The following is a 25405-nucleotide window of genomic DNA, read 5'->3' as shown; positions in this document are numbered from 1 at the left end:
TCTTTTCCGAGGGGAAACACCATGGGATTCAATTGCGGCATCGTCGGCCTGCCCAACGTCGGCAAATCCACCCTGTTCAACGCGCTGACCAAGTCCGGTATTGCGGCGGAGAACTTCCCCTTCTGCACCATCGAACCCAACACGGGTATCGTGCCGATGCCGGACACGCGCCTGGATGCACTGGCGCTGATCGTCAACCCCAAGCGCATCCTGCCGACCACCATGGAGTTCGTCGACATCGCCGGCCTGGTGGCCGGTGCGTCGAAAGGTGAAGGCCTGGGTAACAAGTTCCTGGCCAACATCCGCGAAACCGATGCCATCGCCCACGTGGTCCGCTGCTTTGAAGACGAGAACGTGATTCACGTCTCCAACAGCGTCGACCCGAAACGCGACATCGAGATCATCGACCTGGAACTGATCTTCGCCGACCTCGACAGCTGCGAGAAGCAACTGCAGAAAGTTGCGCGTAACGCCAAGGGTGGCGACAAGGACGCCGTGGTCCAGAAAGGCCTGCTGGAGCAACTGATCGCTCACTTCACCGTGGGCAAGCCGGCACGCAGCCTGATGAAGACCATGAGCGCTGACGAGAAGGCCGCGGTCAAGGGCTTCCACCTGCTGACCACCAAGCCGGTGATGTACATCGCCAACGTCGCCGAAGACGGCTTCGAGAACAACCCGCTGCTCGACGTGGTCAAGGCCATCGCCGACGAAGAAGGCGCGATCGTGGTTCCGGTGTGCAACAAGATCGAAGCGGAAATCGCCGAGCTCGATGACGGCGAAGAAAAGGACATGTTCCTCGAGGCCCTGGGCCTGGAAGAGCCTGGCCTGAATCGCGTGATCCGCGCCGGTTACGAAATGCTCAGCCTGCAGACCTACTTCACCGCCGGTGTCGAAGAAGTCCGCGCCTGGACCGTCAAGGTCGGCGCCACCGCGCCACAGGCTGCCGGCGTGATCCACACCGACTTCGAAAAAGGCTTTATTCGCGCCGAAGTGATCGCCTACAACGACTTCATCCAGTACAAGGGTGAAGCCGGTGCGAAAGAGGCCGGTAAATGGCGCCTGGAAGGTAAGGAATATATCGTCAAAGATGGCGATGTGATGCACTTCCGCTTCAACGTGTAAGCGTTGTCGGAATCAAAGAAGCCGCGTTTATTCGCGGCTTTTTTGTGGGCGCTATATCGACCCGCTCTGCGCGACTAGAACAGATAGCCCATGCTGATCACGGCGCCACCACCGGCCTGCACGCCAGCGTTCATGCCGGCCATGACCACCGCGCCCTTGGCCGACTGCAGCAACTGCCGGTTGACCGTGGCGGAGGCAATGAGCGAGGTCGCCGGGTTGGCGCTTAGAACCGCCGCCAACGCCAGCAGCTTGGGATCAAGCCCGAACAAAAGCGCCATGGCCGAACCGCCGACCACCAGCCCCGCCCCCACTTCGGTATACAGGCAAGGCCCGGTGATGTCGTCACTGGTCAGGTCACGGCCGACCAGGGCGTCGCTGACAAACACCATGCCAGTGCTGGGAAAAGCCTCCGCCGCACCGGCTGCCCCTACGCTCTTACCCTTGACTTGGATATTGATCTTGCCGAAACGCGGCAGGCGCGCGCCAAATCCGACCCCCACTCCGACGCCGCCGTAGCGGTAGCTGACGTTCTCGCCCTGGGGCGAACGCAGGATGATCGAGCCGCCACTGCCCGCCACCAGGGCGATGGTCAGACCGCCACCGCTGGCGGTCTGATACTGCCAGCGACTGGCATTGAGCGGGATCGGGATGTTGTAGCTCATCGTTCAAAGTCCTTTATGTGAATGAACTGCGCCGCGACCGCGCTGACCGATGCCCCTTAACAGGCCGGCAAGGGTGAACAACAGCCCCATACAACCGAGTAACCCGGGAGTGGCCCACAGTGCGGCAGGGGTATCGACCACGGCGCTACTGGCCGGCTGCTCGGGCAGGTAATACACCCGCACCGGCTGACCCTGCTGATAGCCAAAAATAAAGCCGCCCTGGGGGTAGGAAATCTTTTCACCACTGCGGGTGGTGAAGGCGATCTCGGGATGCGAACCACCGGCATTCAAGCGGCTGACGATGCCATCGGCGGTCTGTGCGTGGGCGAGGAATTCGCGTCGTTCAAGCGTGAGATTGACGGCAATGCCCAACAAGACGATACCAATCAGGGCAAAGAGCAGCCCCTGAAGCATCGTCCCGAGGCGTGACGGGGTGAGGTTAGCCATGGCTTGTCTCGGTATTCGTCCATGAAAGAGGCCGGTCAGGATAACAAGAACCACCGGGAGGTGCCTGTGCGACGCGGCAGATAATGCACGGCTGATGCTAGAAAAGAGCATTGGGCGGGTGACCAGACCTTCCCAATGCCAAACGACCTGGTTTTATTTGCCTTGAATCGCTTAACCCAGGGTGTTCAGACACACCACTTTGGGCTGGGTCATTTCCTCATAGGCAAAGCGCACCCCTTCCCGGCCGAGGCTGCCGTACTTGGAGCCGCCAAACGGCATCGCATCGAAACGATAGTCGGACGAGTCGTTGATCATCACGCCACCCGCCTCGATCCGCCGCGCCGCACTCATCGCCGTCGCCAGATCATTGGTGAAGATCCCCGCGTGCAGGCTGTATTCGGGTTCATTGGCCAACGAGATGGCCTCGTCGAAGGTTTCGAAAGGCTGCAACACCACCACTGGAGCAAACACTTCGTTGCGCCACAGGCGACTGCCATGCTCGACGTTTTCCAGCACGGTGGCGGCGTAGCACGAGCCCTGGCGCCGGTGGCCGCAAAGTAACCGGGCACCTTCCTTCAACGCTTCGTTTACCACCTGCTCGGCGTTCTGCGCCGCTTGGGGGGTAATCATCGGGCCGATGTCGGTGCTGGCAAGCCATGGGTCGCCGGTCACCAGTTTCTGCGCCAGGCTGACGAAGTGCTCGCGGAACAGCTCGTAGATCGAGGCCTGGATCAGCAGGCGCTGAGTGCCGATGCAGTTCTGTCCCGCCGCCCAGAAGGCGCCGGACAGGCAGCTGTCGACGGCGGCCGCAAGGTTGCAGTCCGCCATGACGATCACCGGCGCATTGCCGCCCAAGTCCATGGCGAGCTTCTTCAGGCCGGCCGTGCGGGCAATTTGCTCGCCGGTGACGAAGCCGCCAGTAAAGGAAATCATCCGCACCTCACGGCAGGCGACCAAGGCCTTGCCCAGTTCCGCGCTGCCGGTGGCGACGGTGACCACCGACTCGGGCAACCCAGCCTCAACCAGATACGAGACCAATTTGATCGCCGACAACGGCGCCAGCTCAGACGGTTTGAGAATCACCGCGTTGCCGCCGGCAATGGCCGGACCGAGCTTGTGCGCCACCAGATTCAATGGATCGTTGTACGGGGTGATCGCCACGATCAGGCCCAGCGGCTCGCGGGAGAACCAGCCCTGGCGCGACTCGGAGCCCTCATAAGCATCGAACGGCACCACTTCCCCGGCATTGCGCCTGGCCTCTTCGGCAGAAAGCTTGAGGGTGTTGACGCAGCGCTTGACCTCTTTTTCCGCCTGTTTAAGGGGCTTGCCGGCTTCGTCGACAATCAGCCGGGCAAATGCCGGGGCATCGCGTTCGATGTGCAAGGCGGCCTGTTCGAGAATGCGTGCCCGACGATGACGCGGCAGTTCGGCGCAGGCTTGCGCACCGCTGCGACCCTGCACCAGCAACTGCGGCACCTGCGATGCACAGACATCCGCTACGGTCCCGATAACAGTCCCGTCAAAGGGGTTGAAGACTTCGATGTGCGGCGCCACGGCAGCCAGCGCAAGACTCGATCGTTTCACAGGCGTTCTCCTAGTTGTGCGCAACAGACTGATGGATGCTGATGATGTCCGACAGCAACGCAAACGCTGTTTCCGTGCGCCCAGCTCCCGGCCCCGAAACCGTCACCGCGCCGAGCAGATCAGTGGCGAACGACACGGCATTGGTGGCGCCGCAAATAGCGGCCAGCGGATGATCATGGTTCAACAGGCGCGGCTCGACACTGGCACTGACCGAACCATCGGCATGCCGCGTGGCCGCGCCGATCAGCTTCCAGCGTGCCCCGTCCTGCCGGGCTTTTTCGATGTCGCCAAGGCCGAGTGAGGCAATACCGCGGCAACTGACATCGTTGATGTTCAGCTTGGCGTCCAGCAGTTCGTTGGCCAGAATTACCACCTTCAGACGTACATCATGCCCCTCGACATCCGCCGTTGGGTCGGCTTCGGCATACCCCAATGCCTGTGCCTCACTGACCGCCTCGGCGAAACCCAGGCCGCCTTCCATGCGGGCCAGGACGAAGTTGGACGTGCCGTTGAGAATCCCCTCGAAACCGACAACCGAACTGCCCGCCAGCAACTGCCTGGCGAGGCGGATCACTGGTGTGCCGCTCATCACCGAACCTTCGTATTCAAAGGCGACGTTATTGCGCTGGGCCAGGTCTTTCAGCTCGCCACCGTGCAGGGCAATCGGCCCCTTGTTGGTGGTGACCACATGTTTGCCGTTCTCCAGCGCCCAGCGGCAGAACGAAGTCGCCGGCTCGCCATCCACCGGGTTGGTAAACGTCGCTTCGGCAATGATGTCCGCACCGGACGCTTTGATCACCGCTTCGTTGAGGGCTACGGCTTCGCCACCCGGCAGTTGCGCAAAGGCACCCTTGACCGCCGGAAGATGGGCCAGCAACGCCGCATCCAAGCCGTCGCGACCGATCACCGAACCGAGGAACAGATCAGTGACGCCGACGATTTTCAGGGTAAAACCCAGTTCGTTTTTCCAGCTTTCGTTACGCTCGGCAATCAGCTGAGCCAACGCCCGGTTGACACCACCGAAGCCGACCAGCGCCAGTTTGTATTCAGTCATATTTTTATTGCCCTTGATCTGAGTGATGGGTTGTTGGGCACTAGATTAGGCACGCGTCCTGGGCAGTGAAATATGCCAATTTGCTCTATTTCATGGGCGTTTTGACCAGTGCCTGGGCAAAGCGTCCGGGCATAAAAAAAGCCAACCGAGGTTGACTTTTTCACAGCAAAAAACCGGCTAGACGACAGACGATAAAACGAATGAAGTCACCGTGTTTTCCACTCCCGGCAGCGCGGAGATTTCATTCCAGACCTTATGCACCCGCTCCGGGCTCGCAGCGCCGACGCGCAGCATCAGGTCGAACTCGCCGCTCATGACATCGCACGCGATGACTTCCGGTATTGCCCGCAAAGCCTGCAGCACATCCGCGCCGCGCATGCGGTCGTAGCGATAGACAAAAATCACCGCATTGATGCTCGAAGAGGCTTGTCGCCCCTCCCCCGTGCGCACCGTATAACCCTGTATCGCACCGTCGCGCTCGAGCCGTTCGATCCGTTGGCGCACGGCATTGCGCGACAGATTGACCTTGGTCGCCAGCTCGGCGTGGGCCGCCCGGGCATTGAGCCGCAGCTCGGCGATGATACGTTCATCGAGCGGGTCCAGAATGCGCTTCACGTGACCTCCTATTGCAACGCCGTCACAGCGCGCCGAGCAACTGATGGAGGGTGTCGAGGTCGTCCGGTTGAATCCGGTAATGCTGTGCCGGTCCCGGCCCTGCGAGCGGGCTGTGTGGCGCCGGCGCACCGATCCCCAGTTCGCCGAGCAGCACGGCTGATTTGGCCGGTGAGATTTCCCCCAGGGTGACCATCGGCGCGACCAGGCTGCGCCGGTACAGTCGAGCTGCCAGGACGCCGGTGGCGGTGTGAGGATCAATGACGTAACCGGTGTCACGGTACAGTGAGGTCATTTCCTGCAGGGTTTCGTCATCGCTGACCGCGTAGGAGTCGATGATCATCCGCGCCTGCAACCAGCACTCGTTGGCGATGGTCATCTCGCCGCTGGATTCGAACGCGGCCATCAGCGCGCTCACCGCCTGATCGTCATGCCCGTAGAGCTCCCAGAGGAAACGTTCAAGGTTGGAAAAAATCGACAGGTCCATGGCCGGCGACAGCGTCTTGTTGGTTCGCAACCTGGAGTAGTGGTTCTTCAGAAACAACTGATGCAATGCGTCGTTCTGATTGGTCGCAACGATCATCTGGGTGATCGGCAGGCCCATTTTCTGCGCAATGTAACCGGCATAGACCTCGGCAAAACTCGCGGCGGGCACGCTGAAACCAATCAGACGCTGAGCGCCTCCCAGTTGCAGCACGGCGTGGAAATAAAACACCAGTTGCGCCAACACACTGACCCAGTTGCTGGAGTTGAAACTGACTGCCTCGTGCTGCGTGCATGGCCACTGCCGGAACAGCCGGTTCACGATGGTCTGGCACTCATCGAAGCTACCGTTGACCGCGAACGTGTGGACATTCGGGTGAGCCACCGCCTGCAGATGCTGCAACTGATGCTGTGGTACGCCGGACGCCGGATAGAACACCACCACGACGGCGTCGTCACAGTGCTTGAACGCCTCGATGGCCGCCAGCCCGGTATCACCGTTGGTAGCGCCGAGCAGCACCGCGCGTCGCTGGCGTTTGTGCAGAAAATACTGCACCAACTGCGCCTGCAACTGGGCGGCAAAATCCTTCGAGGAACGGGTAGGTCCGTGGAACAGCTCCAGCACCCACTCGTTGCGGTCGACCTGATGCAAGGGCGCCACGGAGCGATGACTGAAGCGGCCGCTCGCCTCTTTGAGCATGCGCTTGAGATCCACCTCAGGGATGGCCCCACCCACAAACGGACTCATGACCCGATAGGCCAGTTCGTCATACGGCAAGATCGACCAATTGGCCATGTCCTGGGGTTCGAACAGCGGTAACTCGAAGGGCACGAACAGTCCGCCGTCCTCGGCAATGCCGGATAACACGACTTTTTCGAAATCGACCTGGATGGCCGAACTTCGTGTACTCACATAGTGCATGGTTGACCCCGGCCATTCATTTGTAACGATGTGCCTGCTCGACCAGCCAGGTAGAAAACATGACCGCGTCGGGATGCTGGTCGGCCCCCGAACCGCGGACCAGATAAAACGATTCGCTGGCTTCGATGCGCTGGGCGAAGGGTTCAACCAGACGCCCGTCCTGGAGCATTTCGTCGACCATCGAGGAGCGGGCCAGGGCAATCCCCTGCCCCAACTCGGCCATGCGCAAGGTGCAGATCAGCGTGTCGAACTGCATGCCGGTCGACGAATCGACAGTGTCCGCTCCGACCATGTTCAACCAGTAACCCCAGCCCTCTTCGTAACCCAGAACATGCAGCAACGGATGGTGGGCCACATCGGCTGCGACCTTCAGCGGCGAGCGCGCCATCAGGGCGGGCGAGCAGACCGGAAACAAGGTGTCCCAGGTCAGCCGTTGCGAGACCAGGCCGGGCCATTGACCATGCCCCCAACGAATTTCCATATCGTCTTCGCCATCCAGCTCCTTGACCCAAATGTTGCTGATATAGCGGATGTAGACATGGGGATGGGCCTGACGAAAGTCGACCAGTTTGGGCGCCAGCCAATGGACGAAAAACGCCAGGCTGCCACGCACCTTGATCGGCCGGCGTTTGTGCTGGCCAAAAATCTCGTTGGTCCCCACCGCCAGCCGAGTGATCGCATCCTGCACCACCGGCAGATAGGCTTGGCCTTCCTCGGTCAGCCCCAAGCCACGGGGCAAGCGCTTGAACAGCGCCACCCCCAGATGGCTTTCCAATTGGCGGATCTGCTGGCTGACCGCGCCCTGGGTCAAAAACAGTTCCTCGGCGGCGTGGGTAAAGTTCAGACAGCGGGCAGACACCTCGAATGCCCGCAGCCAGTTCAATGGGGGTAACGGCTTTTGCTTCATGGTCTGGACCTCATTGACGCCCCCCGCACCGAGCACGCTTGCCCACCCTGTCTAGAATGCATCGGACGGTTGTGCCAAGGGGGCAAGCGACAAGCGTCGCTCGCGGCTCTTGCGGGTAATGTAATACACGAAGTAGCACCAGGCGATGAATGGCAAACCGAAGTACAGCGCCACCCGCTGCTCGGGGTCGAAAGCGATCCCGACGCAGGCCAGGCTGCAGCAGGCCAGCGCTCCCAGAGGCACCCACGGATAACCCCGGACGCGGAACTTGAGGTCGCGGACATCACCGCCATTGGCCACATAGTGACGGCGGAATGCGATCTGGCTCGCAGCGATGCTCATCCACACCACCACGACCGCCAGCCCGGAAATCGACACCAGCGCCAGGTAGACGGTGTCAGCGGCAAACACACTACTGAGCAACGAGGCGCCGCCGCCGAACATGCTCAATACGATGGCATTCAACGGCGTCCCCGTGCGGGTCAGGTTAGAGAACTGCTTAGGCAGGTGTCCCTGGTCGCTTAAGGTCCAGAGCATCCGCGAGGCCGCGTACAACCCGGAGTTGGCCGCAGACAACAGCGCCGTGATGATCACGAAGTTCATGATGTCGGCGGAGTAAGGAATGCCGATGTAGCTGAACACAGTGACAAACGGACTCTCCACCAACCCGGCCTGCTCGCGGGGCAACAGCGTCGCCAGGACAAAAATGGTGCCGACGAAAAAGATCGCCAGACGCAACACGGTCGTGCGAATGGCCCGTGGCACATTGCGCTGAGGGTCCTTGGTTTCACCGGCAGCGATACCGATCAACTCCGTACCGGAGAAGGCGAAGGACACCGCCAACAGGGTCATGGCAATCGACATGAAACCGGTGGGGAACAAGCCCTCACGGGTGAAGTTACCCAGGCCGGCACTGTGCGCCTGATCGATATGCAACAGGCCAAGAATCGCCGCGCCGCCGATTATCAGGAACACCACCACCGTCACTACTTTGATCAAGGACAACCAGAACTCGGTCTCGGCAAACAAACGCACCGAGATCACGTTGGTCAGGAACACCACGCCAGCGAACAGCGCACTCCAGATCCACACCGGCGTGTCCGGGAACCAGCGCACCATGAGGATACCGGCGGCGGTGAATTCCGAGCCGATGGCCACGGTCCACGTCAGCCAATACAGCCAGGCCACGGTGTAGCCGGTACCCGGGCCGAGAAAGCGCGTGGCGTAGGTGCTGAAGGAGCCGGTTTCCGGCATCTGCACCGCCAACTCGCCCAGGCACATCATGACCATGTAGACCATGAGCGCGCCGATGATGTAAGCAATGACCGCACCTAACGGACCGGCCTGGTTAACGGTGTATCCGGACGTGAGAAACAGCCCGGTACCAATCACGCCGCCCAATGCCAACATGACAATATGGCGCGTCTGCATTTCCTGTTTGAAACCGGCACGCGGGTTGAGTTGCTGTTCTTGTATGGACATGGTTGTTCTCATGAAAGTTGGCGGGGCACGCATTAACGTCTGCGCTGAGAGATTGGGCAGAGTCAAAAAATGTCGCCACTGGGTTTTATTATTATTCCGCTTCATGAACGCCTCACTAACGGCCCTGTCGTGAGGGAGTAACGTTAAAACTTCAACTGGCTACCTCAGTGCACGTTTGATTGATTGAGGGCTGTTTGCTTGCGGGTAGCTGTTCACCCCGTGAATGCCTGACAAAGGCAAACGCCTGCTGCAGATCGTCGAGCAAATCATCGGTGTCTTCGATGCCGACAGAGACGCGTACCAGCCCTTCGGAGATACCCAGGGCCAGACGCTCCTCCAGCGTGTTTTCCACATGGCTGGTGGTCCGAGCCGGCCCGTAAATGGTTTCCACCGCGCCAAGATTGCCCGCGCAGTGAGCAAAGCGCAGGCGCGGCAACAGCACCTTGACCGTGTCCATGCCACCGACCAGGACAAAACTGACGATGGCGCCGAAACCGGACATTTGCGCACACGCCACCGCGTGGTTCGGGTGGCTGGTCAAGCCGGGATAATTCACCGACGCCACCAACGGTTCGGTGCAGAGAAACTCTGCCAGGGCGCGGGCACTGTGTTGCTGCTGACGCAGACGCAGCACCAGCGTTTTCATGCCACGGATGATCATGTAGGCCGAGAAGGGATCGAGCGTCGCACCGTTGATTTCGCGGTAATGCCGCACCTTTTCCATCAACGATTCGCTGCCGCATACTAGGCCGCCGAGCACATCGCCATGACCACTGAGGAACTTGGTCGCGCTGTGGATGACCACGTCCACGCCCAGCGCCAGTGGGTTTTGATTCAGCGGCGTGGCGAAGGTGTTGTCCGCCACCACCACGGCACCGACGCGCTTGGCCGCAGCCACCAGACGCTGGATATCGAGGATTTTCAGGGTCGGGTTGGTCGGTGTTTCCAGGTACACCAACTGGCAGCCTTTGGCGATTTCACGCTCGATCTCCTCGTGATCGAACGTCTCGCACAAGCTCACCTCCACACCCATGCGCGGCAGGAATTCTTCGAAAATCTTGTTGGTGCCGCCATAGCTGTCCTTAGTGGACACCACACGATTACCGTGGGCCAGGAAGGTGTAAAGCACACTGCTGATCGCCGCCATGCCACTGCTGAAGGCCACGGCGGACTCGGCATTTTCCAACTCGCGGATTTTGGCTTCGAGGGTCTCGACCGTCGGGTTGCTCATGCGGCTGTAGATAAAGCCCGGAGCATTGCCCAGAGCAACGTCGTACCAGACGTCGATGTCGTCGTAACCGTAAGCGGCACTGACCACGATAGGTGTTTGAGTGGCATTGTAGGGGTGCCTGACTTGCTCCCCACCCCAGACCGCTCGGGTCCCCGCTCCGGCGTTATCAAGCCTTGTGCTGTCAGGTTTATTATTCATTAAGACTACTCGCACTGAGTGTGGTGAATGTTGAGTCATTAATCGGATCTGGCGGCCAATATATTGAAAACCCGTGCGCCCGAGAAACGATGTTATCGGTGCCAAAGGGCTGTTTTTTTTAATGGCTATCAATGTGCGGAGTGAGGGGGGGGGGGCAACCCTGGCGGCTTTTTGTGCGGGTAGTGGGCTGTCTAGCCGGCTCATTTAACGTGCAAACGTAGATTGCGGTAGAAGCCGCACGATAAAAGGGCGATGCATCAAGAGAGTGAAACATCGCCACACATTATAAAATAACAGGCATTCTAGAACACACACCGCAACATATCTGCCCCCTCATCAGACTCCCCAACTATTCTTCATCACTCTAAGATTTGTCTTACACTAACCACGGGCAACTAGCCCAAGCAGCACTTGCAACTTTATAGTTCTTGCGGTTCAAATACCCGAGCGTCTCTACAGCTCAAGCAGCGCATCATGACAACACTAAGGTTTCCTGTTTAACTGCGCGCCGGACCATAGGTTAATTGCCCCCCTGAAGTGGCAACAGTATCGGAGCACAACACTATGTCGACGCTCTGCGAAAACGGTCCTATAACGGACATGGCCTTTAGCGATTGCCCGGTCATCGAAATGACGGTCAACAACACGGCCGTTCTCGATATCGACATTCTGCTATTGGGAGAAACCGGCACAGGTAAAGATACGTTGGCGCAACGCATACACCACCTGTCCCGTCGCAAAGGGAACTTCGTTGCAGTTAACTGTGCTGCCATCCCGGAAACCCTTGCGGAAAGCCAATTGTTCGGCGTCAACAGCGGCGCCTATACGGGCGCCATGCAATCGCGGGCGGGGTTTGTCGAAGCCGCCCATCTGGGCACCCTATACCTCGACGAAATCGACAGCATGCCGCTGTCACTGCAAGCCAAGCTGTTACGTGTATTGGAATCGCGCGGGGTCGAACGCCTGGGTTCCACACGCTTTATCCCGGTAGACATGCGCGTGATCGCCTCGGCCCAGCACGCCTTGCACGAAATGGTCGAGCAAGGCACTTTCCGACGCGACCTCTACTTCCGTCTGAATGTCGTCAATATCCACCTGCCAGCCTTGCGGGATCGGCGAGAGCGGATCATTCCCTTGTTCCTGAGCATGATTGAGCAAGAGGCCGAGCACTTCCGGCTCGCCGCACCTTCGCCCCCCGGCAAGCAGCTATTACAACAACTGCTGTGCCACCCGTGGAAGGGCAATGTGCGCGAACTGCGCTCGACGGCCAAGCGCTTCGTGTTGGGCCTGCCGCCGTTATCAACGGCGGTGATAACCCGACATGAACTTGAAATGAACCTGAAGACGCGACTGCAACAGATGGAGAAATCGCTGATTGAAGAGTCGCTTCGTCAACACGACCACTGTGTGGACAGTGTGGCAATAGCGTTAGGCGTCGCCAAGCGAACGCTCTACCACCGAATAAAGCATTTGGGAATATCACTAAGCTGAGACATGACAACCTTGCCGAACGTAAATACATTTTTTGAAACATACCCACCCGCCATCCATGGAACGCATAAAAAACATCAACCACATAAGTTATGGAACAGCGGTGCAAGTGTGCAATCGCGTCGTTTGATGCATCGCTGAACCCAGTGAACTAACATTAAGCATGGAGAAAAAAACATGACTATTGGTGCGATCGGTGGGGGCTATTCAGCTATGGCCAATGCAGCTTCATCTATGGGTGGCGACATGTCTGCTGAAGAGGCAGATGCAGGTATGGAGGCTGCAGAATCAAAGAAGCGCATAGACGGCGTAAAAAACGCATTTAAAGCAGCAGAGAACGCTAATACCAACGGTATTAAAGCAGCTGCTGACATGCTCCGTCTGTAATAGCTGAACCTTTGCTGACCTTCCCGACAGGCTATGCCGGGAAGGTCACGCCGCCACGAGCGTTGTCAGCAACAACCCTAAACACGCTCATCTTCTAACCCTTATCTAACAGGGGCAACATGATGATAGGAAGCATCCGCTCGACTGAAACCAATCAACTCCCTGGCGCCTCCGGAACACAGGAGGCATCCACCTCGGCCACCGATGTAAACTTTTTCAACTCAACTCTCACGCCGTCCTCACTCCCGAGTACGGCGATCAATCATGCGATGCCACAGAGCATGCTTTCCGAGGCCGCAGGCAAGCTGAATTCCGTGACTGAGCGTATGACCAAAAGCCTGCGTGCATTAAGCAGCAAGAACAAACTGGACGAGGCGCGAAAATATCCCGGCCAACTTTCCGATGCCCTCCTGCTGACGCATATGTTATCGAAGAGCGTCGGTAAAACCGCGCAGTGCATCGATAAAATCAGCAACCTGCAGTAGGCCAACATGACTCGCCCGCTGCTTATCCTGGTAATCCTGTCGCTCTCATTCTTGCTCAATGCCTGCAGTGATCGTGTCGAACTTCATCGTCAGTTAACCGAACAGGAGGCCAATGAGGTCGTTGCCGAACTGGCAGACAAACATATCCGCGCCACCAAAGTTCCCGCGAAAGATGGCGTTGTCGTGGTGGTCAACGCCACCGATATCGGCCGCGCCGTGCGAACGCTGGAGGCCGCCGGCCTCCCTCGGGTCGCGCGCGCGACGCTGGGCGACACCTTTCGCAAAGAAGGCGTGATCTCTACGCCGCTTGAAGAACGCGCACGCTACATCTATGCCTTGTCCCAAGAGCTGGAAACCACGTTATCGAACATCGATGGCGTCATCGTCGCTCGCGTACACGTGGTGCTGCCCGAGCGCGTCGCTCCGGGAGAACCCGTACAACCGGCGTCCGCCTCGGTGTTCATCAAACATGACCCCCGACTCGACCCCGACAACATCAGGGCCCGTGTGCGCAGGATGGTTGCGAGCAGTATCCCGGGGATGACCGCCGCAGTGGAAAACCCGCAAAAACTGACCGTCGTCTTCGTACCTGCGACCGCCTATTTGGAGCAGCAAAAACTGGCTTACTTCGGGCCTTTCCTGGTGCCCGGAGATGACATCGGTTTTTGGCGGGCCAGCGTGATATTCGCACTGATCGCCTTGGTGCTGATGGTTGCTGGGGGCGTGTTCTGGCATAGACGCACACAAAGAGCCGCAGACGCGCTGCCGGACGGCCCATCCCCTGATGCGCCTGTCCATGCACGCAATGAGTAATCTCTCATGGGCCCAATGGTGGGCCACGCCTTGGTTGTGTGCCCACGAAGACTGGAAAACCCCCGATCAACACGCCGCGCTAACTGAGCTGCATCGCAGCCGGCAGGTCGTCGCGGGCACACCTTATGGTGTTGCCCCGTGCCTGCCGCCAATGCCCGATCCCGCACTCCTGCAACTGGCACTCGCCTCAGCGAATCAACTCGACCTGGGGCTCGCACTGATTGACGGCATCTGCCGTCCCGCCTATGCAACAGCACTCGATGACAACCATCGGCAGTGGTGCAACAGGCTGTCCAAGGCCCTGCCTCTGGATATGGTGCAGCCCGACAATGACCCGCTGCAATTGCTCTGCGCCTGGGTCACACCGGCCACCTGGCAGCGCATCAGGTTGCGCTTTCCCCGCCGGCGCATTTTGGATCTGGAAGAAAAGGCGCTTTCGCTCGGTGACTCCCATAGCCGCCTCGACACCCTTTGGCATGCGGTGGTGTGGCGTATTGGCGCAATGAACAGGAACGGTAGTGCTGCTGCCTCAAAGGAGCACGGAGATTAACGATGTTATGTCGATATAAAATCAACTCGCCAGGCGGCGCGCCGCCCCTGCCGGGGAGCATGATCTCTTGCGAAACACTGGCGAGCTACACACAGGCCAGCAGTGTGGTGGATCAGGCAAAGGCCGAGGCCAGGCAATTGCTGAAGGCGGCACACGCCCAGCGCGAAGAGCTGCTCGAAAAAGCCAGCCTGGAAGTATGGCAACGTGCCAACGCGCAACTCAAACGCTGGGAAGTCGAGCGTCAGGCCTTGTGTGACAACCTTGAACGATACGCCACCGCCATCGCCAACCAGGCCATTCACCTGCTGCTTGAAGACACCCCCGCCCCCCAACGCATGGCTGCCCTGATCAAGCAGTTGCTGGCGAGCCATGTGCCAGCGGTCAAGGCCGCACTGGTTTGCCATCCGCTCGAACTGGAAGCCGTGCGGGCCTGCCTGGCCAACCGCGGCAGTACGCACTGGACACTGCGCGCGGACAATACGATCAAACCGCAATCGCTCATATTGAATACCGAAGAGGGGGACTTTCGGATCGACTGGACGTCCTTGGTCAACCTATTCCTGAAGCCTGACGACAGCCATTCAAACGATGGGCTTTAAACACACTTAATGAAATATAAATTGCCACACATGGAACCAATTCGACATACAAACCAAAAAGGAGAACATCCCAACGGAGTGAATCCATGAACTATTACGACGGTTATACCAATCGGCTTCTAAACGACGCACGGGTGGTTAAAAGAGACCTCACCCAAGCAGCAGAAAGCAATTCCGGGGCGGACGAAGACATGGCGTTTTTTTTCGATCTCGTCGCCAAGCATCGAACATCCGAATACGTCTTCAACGAACACACCCGCGTAAAACATATGCTCCTGAAGTCCGGCCTGGACAGCGGACAGTAAATTGAAAGCGCTGCTGGCCGAGTGCTTGAGACGCGGCACTGGAGAGTTAAGGTTATTCGAAAACAATGACGAAATTGTCCTGCGTCATTGTTCGAACAGCCTGCTGCTAAGTGTTCAGCTGACCCCACTTCGCCCAGATAAATCACTGCTGATGACCTGGCTGCGACTGGGCGAGGTCAGCCTGGATCACTTTCAGGGCGCTCTCGCTCAGGCGCCAGCCAGTGGCGCGCTCTGGCTGCTGCATTGCCTGCATGACAAGCACGACGAACAGCTGCTGCAGCGCTGTCTCGAGTCCCTGCTCAACCAACGCGATACCTGGCGCGCCACCGTCGCGCGCCTTCACAGAGCGGCGCCTCAACGCAACCCCACCTCCCTACGTTCGTTGCTGTACTAATCAGAGAAGCCTCTATGCACAACAAGATCCACAAGCGCGACAGCTTGCGCATTGACCCGCCTGAAACTTCATCACGACGAGCCGATTGGCGGTACCTGATCGCCCTGACCTGTTTGCTGGCCCCGGCGCAAGACGCCCTCGCCGCCATCCCCGCAGAATGGAAGAACACGGCATACGCCTATGAAGCCCAGTACAAGCCACTGCGTGAAGTCCTCGAGGATTTTGCCCAGACATTTGGCACCCAACTCCAGATCGAGGGCCTGCTGGAGGGCAACGTCAATGGCAAGATACGCGCCAATACCCCGCAGTCGCTGCTCGACAGGCTTGGCGTAGAACACCGCTTCCAGTGGTATCTCTACAACAACACCCTGCACATCAGCACCCTTGATCAGCAGGAGTCCGCACGCCTGGAGGTGTCGTCCGAAACCATTGCCGACCTCAAGCAAGCACTGACCGATATCGGCCTGCTCGACAGTCGTTTTGGCTGGGGTGAATTGCCGGAGGACGGCGTCGTCCTGGTCTCCGGTCCCCGGCGCTATATCGAACAGATCAAGCAGTTCAGCAGCCAGCGCCGCTCCCCGGACGAAAAGCAGAGCGTGTTGAGCTACCCGCTCAAGTTCGCCAATGCCGCAGACCGCCAAATTGAATACCGCAACGAAAGAATCACCCTCCCAGGCGTCGCCACCATGCTGCGCGGGCTGCTGGACCCGCGTAATCCCACGATGCTCACGGGCATGGCTCAACGCTCCGCCGCGCAGTCCCAGCCCGCGCCGCTGGCGCCTGCGTTCCCGCGCCTGAGCAACCCGCTGCTGGGGCAAATGCTCAGCACACCCGCGCCCACCGGGCCGGTGGACGCCGGCATATCGGTGACTTCCCGGGCGCCGGTCAACCCCAGCCGAATCCGCGTCGAGGCCGACGTGCGCAACAACGCGGTTCTGATTTATGACCTGCCGGAGCGTCAGGGGATGTACCGCGACCTGATCAGTCAGCTCGATGTGGCGCGCAAGCTGGTGGAAATCGACGCAATCATCCTCGACATCGAACGCTCGCAATTAAGCGAATTCGGCGTCAACTGGGGGTTTCAAAACAGTCGCTTCCGCGGCGCCGTCAACATGGCACCCGGCACCTCATCACAATTGTCGATCGAAAATCGCGAGCGTTTTTACGCCGACGTGCGCGCCCTGGAAGCTCGCGGGCTGGCAACCATGGTTTCCAACCCGTCAGTGCTCACCCTGGAAAACCAACCGGCGGTGATTGATTTCAACCGCACCCAATACCTGACGGCCGGCACCGAAAACGCGACCATCTTGCCCATCACCGTCGGCACCAGTTTCCAGGTCGTGCCCCGCGTCATCACCAGCCGCGGCGGCCATCAGATCCATCTGGCGGTGGATATCGAAGACGGTAACTTCGACGAGTCCAACCCCGAACGCTTCGGCCCCGATGTGCGTCGAGGCAAGATCAGCACCCAGGCCGTCATGGCGGAAAAACGCTCACTGGTGGTGGGCGGGTTCCATGTGACGAATAGTGCGGACAGGCAAAACAAGATCCCCTTGCTGGGGGATATTCCGTTGCTGGGCAAAGCGCTGTTCTCCTCGACGGAGCGCCAGAACAACCGGCGCGAACGGTTGTTCATTCTCACCCCACGCGTGATCGGCGATCAGTCCGACCCGTCACGTTATTTGCCTCAAGCCGACCAACGCGAGTTGCAAGCCGCGCTAAAACCCTTGGCACGACGCCTGGAGCCGCATCAGCCGGTGATCAACCGCAACGAAATCACCAGCACCCTGGCGCACCTGGTCAGCGGCCAAGTGCCCAAGGCCTTCAAGGCCGCAGCGATGCCGCTGGCGTTGAACACGTTGTGTGCCCCTCGCGAGCTGTTGGCGCTCAATAGCGAGCGCAGCCAGTGGTACACCGGGCCGCAGTTCAATGTGGCCGTCGTGGTGCTGCGCAATCAGTACAAGCGCAATGTGCGCATCGATGAAAAGGAATGCAGCAACAGCCAGACCCTGGCGGTCACCGTTTGGCCGCGCGCCTGGCTCAGGCCGGGTGAAGAAGCCGAAGTGTTTATCGCCATGCGCCCCGTGGTGAAGGATGAACACCTGAATGTGCCGCGCCCATCCCTGCTCACGCCAACCCGGAAGACCACGCCATGAAGCCAAGACTGTTGTGCGCCACCCTGATGACTGCCGTGTTGTTCATCAGCGGTTGCACCCCGACCTGCAAAGGGGACTCCTGCTCACGCCCACAATCGACCAGCGATAAGATGGTGATCTGGTGGCCGCCACAGATGCGCGTCGAACCCGGCCCGGCCGGGGAGCGTTCGGACTATCAAACGGTGTCGCTGGAGCGATGAACACCGGGAGGGTGCCTGACGATGAGCGGCATCGGCGGGCATTCTTCGATAGCCTGGTGAGCGGCGATGCCGCTCATCTGCCGTTGTGCCAGGGCATCTCCCTGCACACACAGCATGCCAACGCCCGCCCGGGGTTGGCCTTGAAAATCACCCAGGCGGCCTTGCGCGCCGGGCAACTGCAACGCGTGCTGGAGCGCCGCTTCGATCAGGCAATGGCGTTTGACGGCTGCTATATCTGCCTCGATACCCAGGGCGCACTGCTCATCTGGCACGCCCTGCCTGCCCAGCGTGAGGCCGTGGATCAAATCCTCAGCCGGATGCTGTCGCTGGCCGACCTTGAAGCCTTGGATGGGTTCGCCAGCCGCTGATCAGCGCTGCTCCAACTCCGGCAACTCAAGGGTTTCACGCTTGGCCTCATCGTCAAGGTCGCGCAAGGTCCGGTAGATCAACGCCACCGCGTGCAAGGTCTCGCGCGGAATGCTCGCCCCCAGTTTTGCCTCGTACAGCGTGCGGGCCAACCATACGCATTGAATCACCGGGACATCCGCCGCCTTGGCTCGATCGATCAGCTTACGCGCATTCGCGTCCGTGCCCTTGGCCACCAATTTCGGCAGCGGCGTTTGGCCGGGGCGGTAATACAACGCGACGGCAAAGTGCGTCGGGTTGACCACCAGCATGTCCGACTCCTCCAGCTTGGGCAGTTTTTTCTTGGGTTCTTCCTGGGCCAATTGATAGGCCAACGAGCGCCGTTGGCCTTTGACGTGGGGGTCGCCCTCCATGTCTTTGTACTCTTTGACCACCTCGACCTGGGTCATACGCATGCGCTTGGCAAAAAAGTATTTCTGCAACGTCAGGTCGATCAGCGCCAGCACCAACAGCACCCCCAGACACGCATGCAACAAGTGCCGAAAGAGTGTGATCAGCGCGAGGATGTAGGTTTGCAGATCGCTGTTGGCAAGGTTGATCAAGGCCCCCAGTGACGGGCCAATCACCACGTAGAGTATCAAGCCCAGGAGCAATGACTTGCCGATGCCCATCAACAAGTTCATCAGGGACTGGGCGGAGAACATCTGCTTGAGCTGGGTAAGCGGGTTCACGCGATTGAAGTCCAGCTTCAGGGACTCGGGGGCGAACAGCAGCCCGAACTGCATCCAACTGCTGATCAACTTCACCCCGATCGCGACCCCGACCATCATCAGGCCGAAGGAGAAAAACAACACCAACGCCTCCGTCAGCACCTCTTCCAGGGCACGCACAAACGGTTGCCCAATTCGCGCTATCGGCAGCGCCATCATCTGCTGGAAGCGCTGCATGCTGGTGTCGGCCGTGAACAAGGCGATCTCGCTCAAGGCCGTCAGCACCAGCAACTTGGGCACGTCCTGGCTCTGCGCGACCTGGCCTTTCTTGCGCTGATCACGCAGTTTCTTGGCACTGGCGGGGTGTTTTTTTTCCCCCGAGTCACTCATGTCCAAGGCCCCTTGAACAGCAGGCGCAGGAAGTGCTTGAGGTCACCGAGCAGCGCCATGCGTCCGACGATCAAGTCCTGCAGCAGCGCGAAATACAGCAGCAAAATACCGATGCCGGCCAGGCACTTGATCGGCGGGGCCAGCGTACTCACCTGCAGTTGCGGGCTGTAGATCCCCAGTAGCGCGACGCCGAACTCGAGCAACAGCAGCACGGCGATAAAGGGCGCGGCGTACAGCATCATGTGGGTGAAGGTGTCGCCGACCAGCTCGACAAACACACTGAAGCCATTGGCCGCCGGCAATGGAAACCACACCGTAGGCGGCCAGATCAGGTAGCTGTCCCAGATCACCTGAGTCAGCGCGCCCAGGCCCAGGCTGACCATCAATAAAAAAATCGCCAGTTGCTTGAACATGTGCCCTATTGGCGTTGCGTCGGGACCCAGCGACGGGTTGAGCTGGCCACCGGCCAAAGCCCCCCGCTGGTTATCCAGCAGCGCCCCGACCGACTCGAACATCCAGAACGGCATCGATAGCAACACGCCCAGCAAAAAGCCGAGGATCGCCTCCTTGAACACCAGCGCGCCCAACATCATCGCGGAGAGCTCCTGGCCCGCCAGCGCCGCGTGAATACCCGGCGCCGGCATCAATGCCATGACCATCACCACGGCGTGCCTGGGCATGCCGCGGATGTGCTGGAAACAGAACGCCGCGACGAGAAAAGCGCAGGGGTAAATGCGAGCCATGCCAATCAGCAGGCTCGGCATAAAATCAAGATAGAGCAGCATGGGCACGCCTCAATTCAAAGCCGAACGGGCGATCATGTCGAACGTCAGGTTGATCAACTGGACCAACTCCAGGCCAATCCAGCGCCCGGTCACCACCAGCGTGATGCCAACGGCGACCAGCTTGATACCGAAGGGCAGCGTCTGGTCTTGTATCTGCATCAACGCCTGGATCAGCGACGTCAGGACGCCCACGATCACCGCGACAATCAGCGGCGGCGCCGTCAGCACCACCACCAGCAGCATGCCCTGCTTGAACAGTACAATCGGTTCCATAGGCAGCTCAGAGATAGGAAAGGAACAGGCTGTCCAGCAGCCGCGACCAGCCGGACACCATCACAAACAGCAGTAATTTGAGCGGCAGCGAAATGGTCATGGGCGAGACCATTTGCATACCCAGCGCCAGCAGCAGGTTGGAGACAATCAGGTCAATCACGATAAAGGGGATGTAGATCAGGAACCCGATCTCGAACCCCGCCTGCAACTGCGACAACACATACGCCGGGACCAGCAGGATCAGGTCTTCACGCTGGACCTCCTGCGCCATGGCCGGCGGCCACATGCGCGCGGTGTTTTCCAGCAGGTGGGTGAGGATGTCCGGGTCACTGTTACGCACCATAAAAGCCCGCAACGGCTGCACCGCTTCAAGCCCGGTCTGTTGCAGCGTGCTCACACTGCTCAAGTCCAGGGGCGTCACCTTGACGACCTCCGCGATCTCATACCCCACGGGCGCCATGATGAACAGGGTCGCCGCCAACGCGATGCCGTTGATGGCCATGCTCGGCGGCACCTGCTGCACACCGATCGCGTTGCGGGTGATCATCAGCACAATCACGATCTTCAAGAACGCGGTGCAGACGATCAACAGCATGGGCATCAACGACAATGCGCCCACGAACATGGCCAGAACAATCGGGTCTATCCCTTGAAAACTCATCGGGAAAAGATCACACGAGACATCTGCAACCCCAAGCGCCCGTCCACTTCCACCAATTGCCCCACGCCCAGCGGGCGGTCGCCGTAATACAACCCGGCCATGCCCGGCGCATACCCGGAAATGCCCAGCACCGCGCCGGGCGCCAGGTTGCGCAGCTCGCCGAGGGTCAGGTTGAGCGTGCCGCATCGCACATTGAGCGCCATGCTCAGTTCGTCGAACGGTTCATGCCCGAAGACATCCACCACCGGCGTGTCGTCTTCATGCCCCGAGTAGGGCGGTGTTGCAAAATCGTCGTCCAAAGGCGCTTCCTCGATCGAAGTAAGGGTCAGGCAGATAGGCCCGGATTCATCATCAATAAACACACACAGACGGTGCCCGCCGACCTGCACATGACCCTCGCCATGGGCTTGGAAAAACGCCTGTTCGAACACCAGCACGTCGCCGGCCCGCAGACCGCGCAATTGGCTGAGGGGGACGCGCAGGCGCCCGATCGTCACGGGCAGCGCCAACTGAAAACGCGCCGGCATCGGGCTGGCCATGCGGCGCCACGCCCCCGCCTCGCACAACGCCAGAAAGCTCTGCGCCGACAGCCACAGGTAACCCACGACGTGGGACGCGCCGAGCGTCACGCACAGCCGGCAACCGAAGTTCAAAGGCCGCGCAGAGGGCAGTAGCCGCAAATGCCCCAACAGCGCCCGCACCTGGGCGCTCAAATGATGCTGAAACAAGGCCCAGAACCAGGAGTCCGGATCGTTGCCCGCCTGTGCCAACGTCACCGGGCATTCACCCAGCAAGCTGAATTGCGGCCCCGGCTCACTGAACCCCAATACGCCGCAGGCGGTTTCGAAACACAGCGGCTGGATGCCCACGGGGGCAGCGCCGGGCTCCAGCCGTAACTCGCCACGCAGCTCGCCCACCTGATACGGCATACGCAATCCGCGCCCCAACCGCAGACGGGCCGCCGCCACATCGCCCTTGACCGAGGGCAACGCCAGAGCGGGCATCATCATGCCCGCGCCGTGGGGGTTAAGCGCAGGCTGACAGGCCGCGCGAGGCTCTCGGCAAGCCTTTGCTCACACTGCTGCCGTACCCCGCTGAGCCAGCGCGTCGTGCTCTCGCGCTCGGCCTGCAACTCAATCGTCCAGGCGCCCTGCTCTCGACCGATGCTGCTGTCGATCCGCCCCAGGTGCGGCAAGTACAAGACCGCCGTCAGCGGCCACTGCGAAGCGCCGTCAATCCGCGAAACCAGGCGCTCGCTCAACGCATCGACCAGGGAGATATCGCCTGAAGCCTTGATTCCGGCCAGGGACGGCCATTGGCCTGCGTCGTGGCTGTCATCATTCAACAACTGGGCAAACAGTCGCCGGTCCTCCCACGGCACCAAGGCGTCGATCACCGGTACACGATCTAGCCGAAACTCACGCAGGTTCAGGCGTTCAGGCGAGATGGCGGAAACGGGGTTCATAGCGGTTCCTGCGTCAGCAAATGGGAGAGCTCCTGGATTTTTTCCACCTGGCGCAGACACAACGTCACCTGTTTTTGCGCACTGCCGACCTGCACCGCCTGCTCTTCGCGCTGCCCTTGCAGGTCCTTCAACTGGCTTTCTTCGCGGCGGGTGCCGGCCGACAAGTGGTGTTCCTTGGCGCTCCAGGTTTTCAGCGCCTTGAAGGTCACCACCTGCCCCTGGTGTTCACTCAACAGCTGCGCGCATTGTCGGGCCTCTTCCAGGCGCGTTTGCTCAAGCGTCGCCTGGGCCTGCTGGATATGCGCGACCAGCGCTTGCTGCGCTCGCTTGGCCTCGCGCAGCGCACGTTCGGCGCGGTCTGCGCGGTAGCGACGCAAACGCCGCAAGGTGTCGATTTCACCCGACAAGACTTCAGAAAGGGACATAGGCAGTCAGCTCCATCAAGTGATCCAGGGTCGTGGCGATCGGCGAGGGCTCACGTAAGTCCTGGCGCAAGAAACCATCCACCGCCTGGCGGCTGTCCACGGCCAGATCGGTCAGCTCATCGTTACCGGGCTGGTACTCGCCCAACTTGAGCATCAGCTCGATCTGCTGGTAAGCCGACAACAGACGACGCAACGCCGTACCGGCCTGGATGTGCCCAGGCTCGGCAACGTTGCTCAAAATTCGCGAAAGGCTGGCCAACACATCCACCGCCGGGTAGTGGCCACGCTCGGCCAGCTTGCGGGACAGCACGATATGGCCGTCGAGCAGCGAACGAACTTCATCGGCCACCGGATCGCTCATCGAGTCCTGCTCGATCAGCACGGTGTAGATCGCGGTGATCACGCCTTCGCGCGTTAACCCGGCGCGCTCCACCAAGCGCGGCAACAAGCTGTACACCGAGGGCGGCAAACCGCCGCGGCCCAAGGGTTCGCCGGCGGCCAGGCCGATTTCGCGCTGGGCCCTGGCGAAACGGGTCAAGGAGTCGATCAGCAACAACACGCGCTTGCCCTTGCGCCGGAAACCTTCGGCCAGTGCGGTCGCCGTGAACGCGGCCCGCGCCCGTTCCATGCTGGAGCGGTCGGACGTGGCGCACACCAGCACGGCTTTGGCGCGCAATTGGTCATCCAGTTCGTGATCGAGGAACTCGCGCAATTCACGGCCCCGCTCACCGATCAAGCCGAACACAATCACATCGCACTCCACGTTACGGGCGATCTCGGCCAACAACGTGGTTTTGCCGCAACCGGCGCCGGCAAACAGCCCGACGCGCTGGCCCTCGCCCAACGTCAGCAGACCATCGATCGAGCGCACGCCAGTGCCCAACGCGCGGCTGATGCGCGGGCGCTCCGTGGGCAATGGCGCCTCGCACAACACTGCAGTCGCGTCGGGCGTATCCGCTTCGACAAACGCACTCGGGCCCTCGCCTGCGATCGGGCGACCAAAACCATCCAGCACCTGGCCCAACAGTTCATCACTGACCCGCACCCGGTGCGGCACCCCCAGGCGCTCCACGGCGGCGCCGACGCGCACGCCCTCCAGATTGCCCAGGGCACTGAGCACCGCATCCTGCTGATCAAACCCGATGATTTCGGCCAGCATGTAATCGCCGGGGTTCTTTTCGACCTGGCACAGATCACCGATACGCGCCTGTGGCAGCCGGCACTGCAGCAGCATGCCGTTGACGCGCTGGATACGACCGCGCATCGACACCGGCGCAAAACGGGCCAGCCCCTGGGACTGAATCAATTGCCACGCGTCGAGACGCTCCTGCACCGTGCCGCTCACCAGCTCACCTCAAAGCGTTGCGTGCCGTCGAACACCACCTTGCTGTTGTCGATCAACACCAACCGCAGGCCATCCACTTCATCGCCGACGAACAAACGATCGCCGTGTTCCAGCACCACATGGCCGCTCGGCCCGCCGACGATCTGCAAAATCTTGAACGGCAGGACGTTGTCACGCACCCGCACACGGCTGATCACCGGCACGGCGGTGTCGAACTGTTCACCAAACCGGCTGAGCATGCGCGCGACGAGCTCCACCTCCTCCTGGGACACATCGCCATTGAGGGCGATCTGCCCATTGATCACCTGCAAGCTGATCCGATGGTCCAGCTCGCGCTCGCCGAGCATCTTGAGCAACTGCTGGCGCACCTCGAACGGCGAAGCGAGGTTGGGCTTTTGCGGCACGACGGGCATCAGCGATGCCTGGGCCTCATGCTCGCCGGTGGACGCCATGCCGACCGCCACGATGATGACCGCGCACGCCAGCACCAGGCTGATCAGGCGCTTCTGCTGAAACGGCGGGATGGCCGACAACACCAGCGTTGCCGGCACCTCGCGGCGCGGCTCGGCTGCCGGGGGGGCCTGCGGGGCCGCTGCCCGGGGCCAAGGCTGATCGGCCAAGGCGACGCACAGGCGAATGCTGCCCAGCGAAAACGGCGTATTGAGCGCCAGGTCGGCGATCTGTGCCAGCGCCTGCCCGCTGCTGCTTTGCAACAGCCCGGCTTCAGCCTGCACCGACCAGAACCCGTCGGTCAGCCGCAACTGCGCGTGATACTCGACCACTCCCGCGTCGGTCAGCAGCAGATCCGCGTCAGCGTGGCAACCCAGGCTCCACTGCTCGCCAAACAACGGCAACGCAGCGCCCTGATTCAAACCTTCCAGCACGCGCAGCTCAAACATCA

General features: G+C 60.3%; 30 protein-coding genes. 12 read left to right on the top strand and 18 right to left on the bottom strand.

The genetic code is table 11. The annotated features are described in order from the left end of the window. Window positions 1–21: 21 nt before the first annotated feature. A complete protein-coding gene (gene ychF / locus U5A08_RS03800) occupies window positions 22–1122 on the top strand; it encodes a redox-regulated ATPase YchF (protein WP_253393312.1) in 1101 nt (366 codons plus the stop codon). 74 nt (window positions 1123–1196) lie between these two features. On the opposite strand, the gene U5A08_RS03795 is transcribed toward ychF, so the two are convergent. The 9 genes from U5A08_RS03795 to U5A08_RS03755 form a co-directional block, all read right to left on the bottom strand. Then, window positions 1197–1784 carry a hypothetical protein gene (locus tag U5A08_RS03795; protein WP_321850387.1) on the bottom strand — a complete coding sequence of 196 codons (588 nt, stop codon included), beginning with the start codon at window positions 1782–1784 and terminating at the stop codon, window positions 1197–1199. Between the two features lie 3 nt (window positions 1785–1787). Continuing rightward, entirely contained in the window at window positions 1788–2231 is a 444-nt protein-coding gene (locus U5A08_RS03790; RefSeq protein ID WP_253393310.1) for a DUF3592 domain-containing protein, read from the bottom strand. A 171-nt stretch (window positions 2232–2402) separates the two neighbouring features. Continuing rightward, window positions 2403–3815 (bottom strand): aldehyde dehydrogenase family protein, encoded by a 1413-nt coding sequence (locus U5A08_RS03785; RefSeq protein WP_321850384.1) that lies wholly within the window; start codon window positions 3813–3815, stop codon window positions 2403–2405. A 10-nt stretch (window positions 3816–3825) separates the two neighbouring features. After that, window positions 3826–4869: a homoserine dehydrogenase gene (locus U5A08_RS03780; protein WP_321850382.1), complete on the bottom strand. Its 1044-nt coding sequence runs from the start codon at window positions 4867–4869 to the stop codon at window positions 3826–3828. A 177-nt stretch (window positions 4870–5046) separates the two neighbouring features. Beyond that, entirely contained in the window at window positions 5047–5484 is a 438-nt protein-coding gene (locus U5A08_RS03775; protein WP_247397475.1) for an Lrp/AsnC family transcriptional regulator, read from the bottom strand. 22 nt (window positions 5485–5506) lie between these two features. After that, a complete protein-coding gene (gene thrC, locus U5A08_RS03770; RefSeq protein ID WP_321850379.1) occupies window positions 5507–6886 on the bottom strand; it encodes a threonine synthase in 1380 nt (459 codons plus the stop codon). Window positions 6887–6902: 16 nt separating this feature from the next. Continuing rightward, complete coding sequence (locus U5A08_RS03765) at window positions 6903–7793, bottom strand: LysR substrate-binding domain-containing protein (RefSeq protein WP_046384765.1); 891 nt, start codon at window positions 7791–7793, stop codon at window positions 6903–6905. Window positions 7794–7844: 51 nt separating this feature from the next. Continuing rightward, window positions 7845–9275: an amino acid permease gene (locus tag U5A08_RS03760; protein WP_253393306.1), complete on the bottom strand. Its 1431-nt coding sequence runs from the start codon at window positions 9273–9275 to the stop codon at window positions 7845–7847. 151 nt (window positions 9276–9426) lie between these two features. Beyond that, complete coding sequence (locus U5A08_RS03755) at window positions 9427–10704, bottom strand: cystathionine gamma-synthase family protein (RefSeq protein WP_253393305.1); 1278 nt, start codon at window positions 10702–10704, stop codon at window positions 9427–9429. Window positions 10705–11268: 564 nt separating this feature from the next. Between U5A08_RS03755 and U5A08_RS03750 the strand changes: the two genes are divergently transcribed. The 11 genes from U5A08_RS03750 to U5A08_RS03700 all read left to right on the top strand — a co-directional run bounded on the left by U5A08_RS03750 (window position 11269) and on the right by U5A08_RS03700 (window position 18452). After that, on the top strand, window positions 11269–12195 hold the full coding sequence (locus U5A08_RS03750) for a sigma 54-interacting transcriptional regulator (RefSeq protein WP_301294880.1): 927 nt from the start codon (window positions 11269–11271) through the stop codon (window positions 12193–12195). Window positions 12196–12372: 177 nt separating this feature from the next. Continuing rightward, window positions 12373–12582, top strand: a complete 210-nt coding sequence (locus U5A08_RS03745; protein WP_253393304.1) for a hypothetical protein — start codon at window positions 12373–12375, stop codon at window positions 12580–12582. Between the two features lie 119 nt (window positions 12583–12701). Beyond that, window positions 12702–13067 (top strand): hypothetical protein, encoded by a 366-nt coding sequence (locus tag U5A08_RS03740; protein ID WP_253393303.1) that lies wholly within the window; start codon window positions 12702–12704, stop codon window positions 13065–13067. A gap of 6 nt (window positions 13068–13073) precedes the next feature. Continuing rightward, window positions 13074–13880, top strand: a complete 807-nt coding sequence (gene sctJ / locus U5A08_RS03735; protein WP_321850373.1) for a type III secretion system inner membrane ring lipoprotein SctJ — start codon at window positions 13074–13076, stop codon at window positions 13878–13880. After that, complete coding sequence (locus U5A08_RS03730; RefSeq protein WP_321850371.1) at window positions 13852–14430, top strand: type III secretion protein; 579 nt, start codon at window positions 13852–13854, stop codon at window positions 14428–14430. The genes sctJ and U5A08_RS03730 overlap by 29 nt, the downstream gene beginning before the upstream one ends. Window positions 14431–14432: 2 nt before the next feature. Beyond that, complete coding sequence (sctL, locus tag U5A08_RS03725; protein ID WP_253393300.1) at window positions 14433–15029, top strand: type III secretion system stator protein SctL; 597 nt, start codon at window positions 14433–14435, stop codon at window positions 15027–15029. 86 nt (window positions 15030–15115) lie between these two features. Then, a complete protein-coding gene (locus U5A08_RS03720) occupies window positions 15116–15334 on the top strand; it encodes a hypothetical protein (protein WP_247397449.1) in 219 nt (72 codons plus the stop codon). 1 nt (window position 15335) lies between these two features. Further along, window positions 15336–15728, top strand: coding sequence for a type III secretion protein (locus U5A08_RS03715; RefSeq protein WP_253393299.1), 393 nt, complete (start codon window positions 15336–15338; stop codon window positions 15726–15728). 14 nt (window positions 15729–15742) lie between these two features. Beyond that, window positions 15743–17884 carry a type III secretion system outer membrane ring subunit SctC gene (gene sctC / locus U5A08_RS03710; protein WP_253393298.1) on the top strand — a complete coding sequence of 714 codons (2142 nt, stop codon included), beginning with the start codon at window positions 15743–15745 and terminating at the stop codon, window positions 17882–17884. Beyond that, window positions 17881–18084, top strand: coding sequence for an HrpT family type III secretion system protein (hrpT, locus tag U5A08_RS03705; protein WP_321850368.1), 204 nt, complete (start codon window positions 17881–17883; stop codon window positions 18082–18084). The genes sctC and hrpT overlap by 4 nt, the downstream gene beginning before the upstream one ends. After that, window positions 18081–18452: a transcriptional regulator gene (locus tag U5A08_RS03700; protein WP_253393297.1), complete on the top strand. Its 372-nt coding sequence runs from the start codon at window positions 18081–18083 to the stop codon at window positions 18450–18452. The genes hrpT and U5A08_RS03700 overlap by 4 nt, the downstream gene beginning before the upstream one ends. On the opposite strand, the gene sctU is transcribed toward U5A08_RS03700, so the two are convergent. From sctU to U5A08_RS03655, 9 genes are read right to left on the bottom strand one after another with little or no spacing between them, the layout of a single operon-like run. Then, a complete protein-coding gene (sctU, locus tag U5A08_RS03695) occupies window positions 18453–19550 on the bottom strand; it encodes a type III secretion system export apparatus subunit SctU (RefSeq protein ID WP_321850365.1) in 1098 nt (365 codons plus the stop codon). Beyond that, a complete protein-coding gene (sctT, locus tag U5A08_RS03690) occupies window positions 19547–20335 on the bottom strand; it encodes a type III secretion system export apparatus subunit SctT (RefSeq protein ID WP_321850363.1) in 789 nt (262 codons plus the stop codon). Before sctT ends, sctU begins: the two co-directional genes overlap by 4 nt. A gap of 9 nt (window positions 20336–20344) precedes the next feature. After that, window positions 20345–20608 carry a type III secretion system export apparatus subunit SctS gene (sctS, locus tag U5A08_RS03685; RefSeq protein ID WP_247406579.1) on the bottom strand — a complete coding sequence of 88 codons (264 nt, stop codon included), beginning with the start codon at window positions 20606–20608 and terminating at the stop codon, window positions 20345–20347. A 7-nt stretch (window positions 20609–20615) separates the two neighbouring features. Next, window positions 20616–21269, bottom strand: coding sequence for a type III secretion system export apparatus subunit SctR (gene sctR / locus U5A08_RS03680; protein ID WP_253393294.1), 654 nt, complete (start codon window positions 21267–21269; stop codon window positions 20616–20618). Next, window positions 21266–22279, bottom strand: a complete 1014-nt coding sequence (locus U5A08_RS03675) for a FliM/FliN family flagellar motor switch protein (RefSeq protein ID WP_321850359.1) — start codon at window positions 22277–22279, stop codon at window positions 21266–21268. Before U5A08_RS03675 ends, sctR begins: the two co-directional genes overlap by 4 nt. Continuing rightward, window positions 22276–22734 (bottom strand): type III secretion system HrpP C-terminal domain-containing protein, encoded by a 459-nt coding sequence (locus U5A08_RS03670; RefSeq protein ID WP_253393292.1) that lies wholly within the window; start codon window positions 22732–22734, stop codon window positions 22276–22278. Before U5A08_RS03670 ends, U5A08_RS03675 begins: the two co-directional genes overlap by 4 nt. Beyond that, window positions 22731–23159, bottom strand: a complete 429-nt coding sequence (sctO, locus tag U5A08_RS03665) for a type III secretion system stalk subunit SctO (RefSeq protein WP_321850356.1) — start codon at window positions 23157–23159, stop codon at window positions 22731–22733. Before sctO ends, U5A08_RS03670 begins: the two co-directional genes overlap by 4 nt. Next, window positions 23146–24504 carry a FliI/YscN family ATPase gene (locus U5A08_RS03660; RefSeq protein WP_321850354.1) on the bottom strand — a complete coding sequence of 453 codons (1359 nt, stop codon included), beginning with the start codon at window positions 24502–24504 and terminating at the stop codon, window positions 23146–23148. The genes sctO and U5A08_RS03660 overlap by 14 nt, the downstream gene beginning before the upstream one ends. Next, window positions 24501–25403, bottom strand: coding sequence for an FHA domain-containing protein (locus U5A08_RS03655; protein ID WP_253393290.1), 903 nt, complete (start codon window positions 25401–25403; stop codon window positions 24501–24503). Before U5A08_RS03655 ends, U5A08_RS03660 begins: the two co-directional genes overlap by 4 nt. Window positions 25404–25405 lie beyond the last annotated feature (2 nt).

The sequence above is a fragment of the Pseudomonas paraveronii genome (genome assembly GCF_963681955.1).
GTDB lineage: Bacteria > Pseudomonadota > Gammaproteobacteria > Pseudomonadales > Pseudomonadaceae > Aquipseudomonas > Aquipseudomonas paraveronii.
The sequence above is the reverse complement of the archived record's forward strand: the minus strand, read 5'-3'. Positions and strand labels throughout refer to the sequence as shown.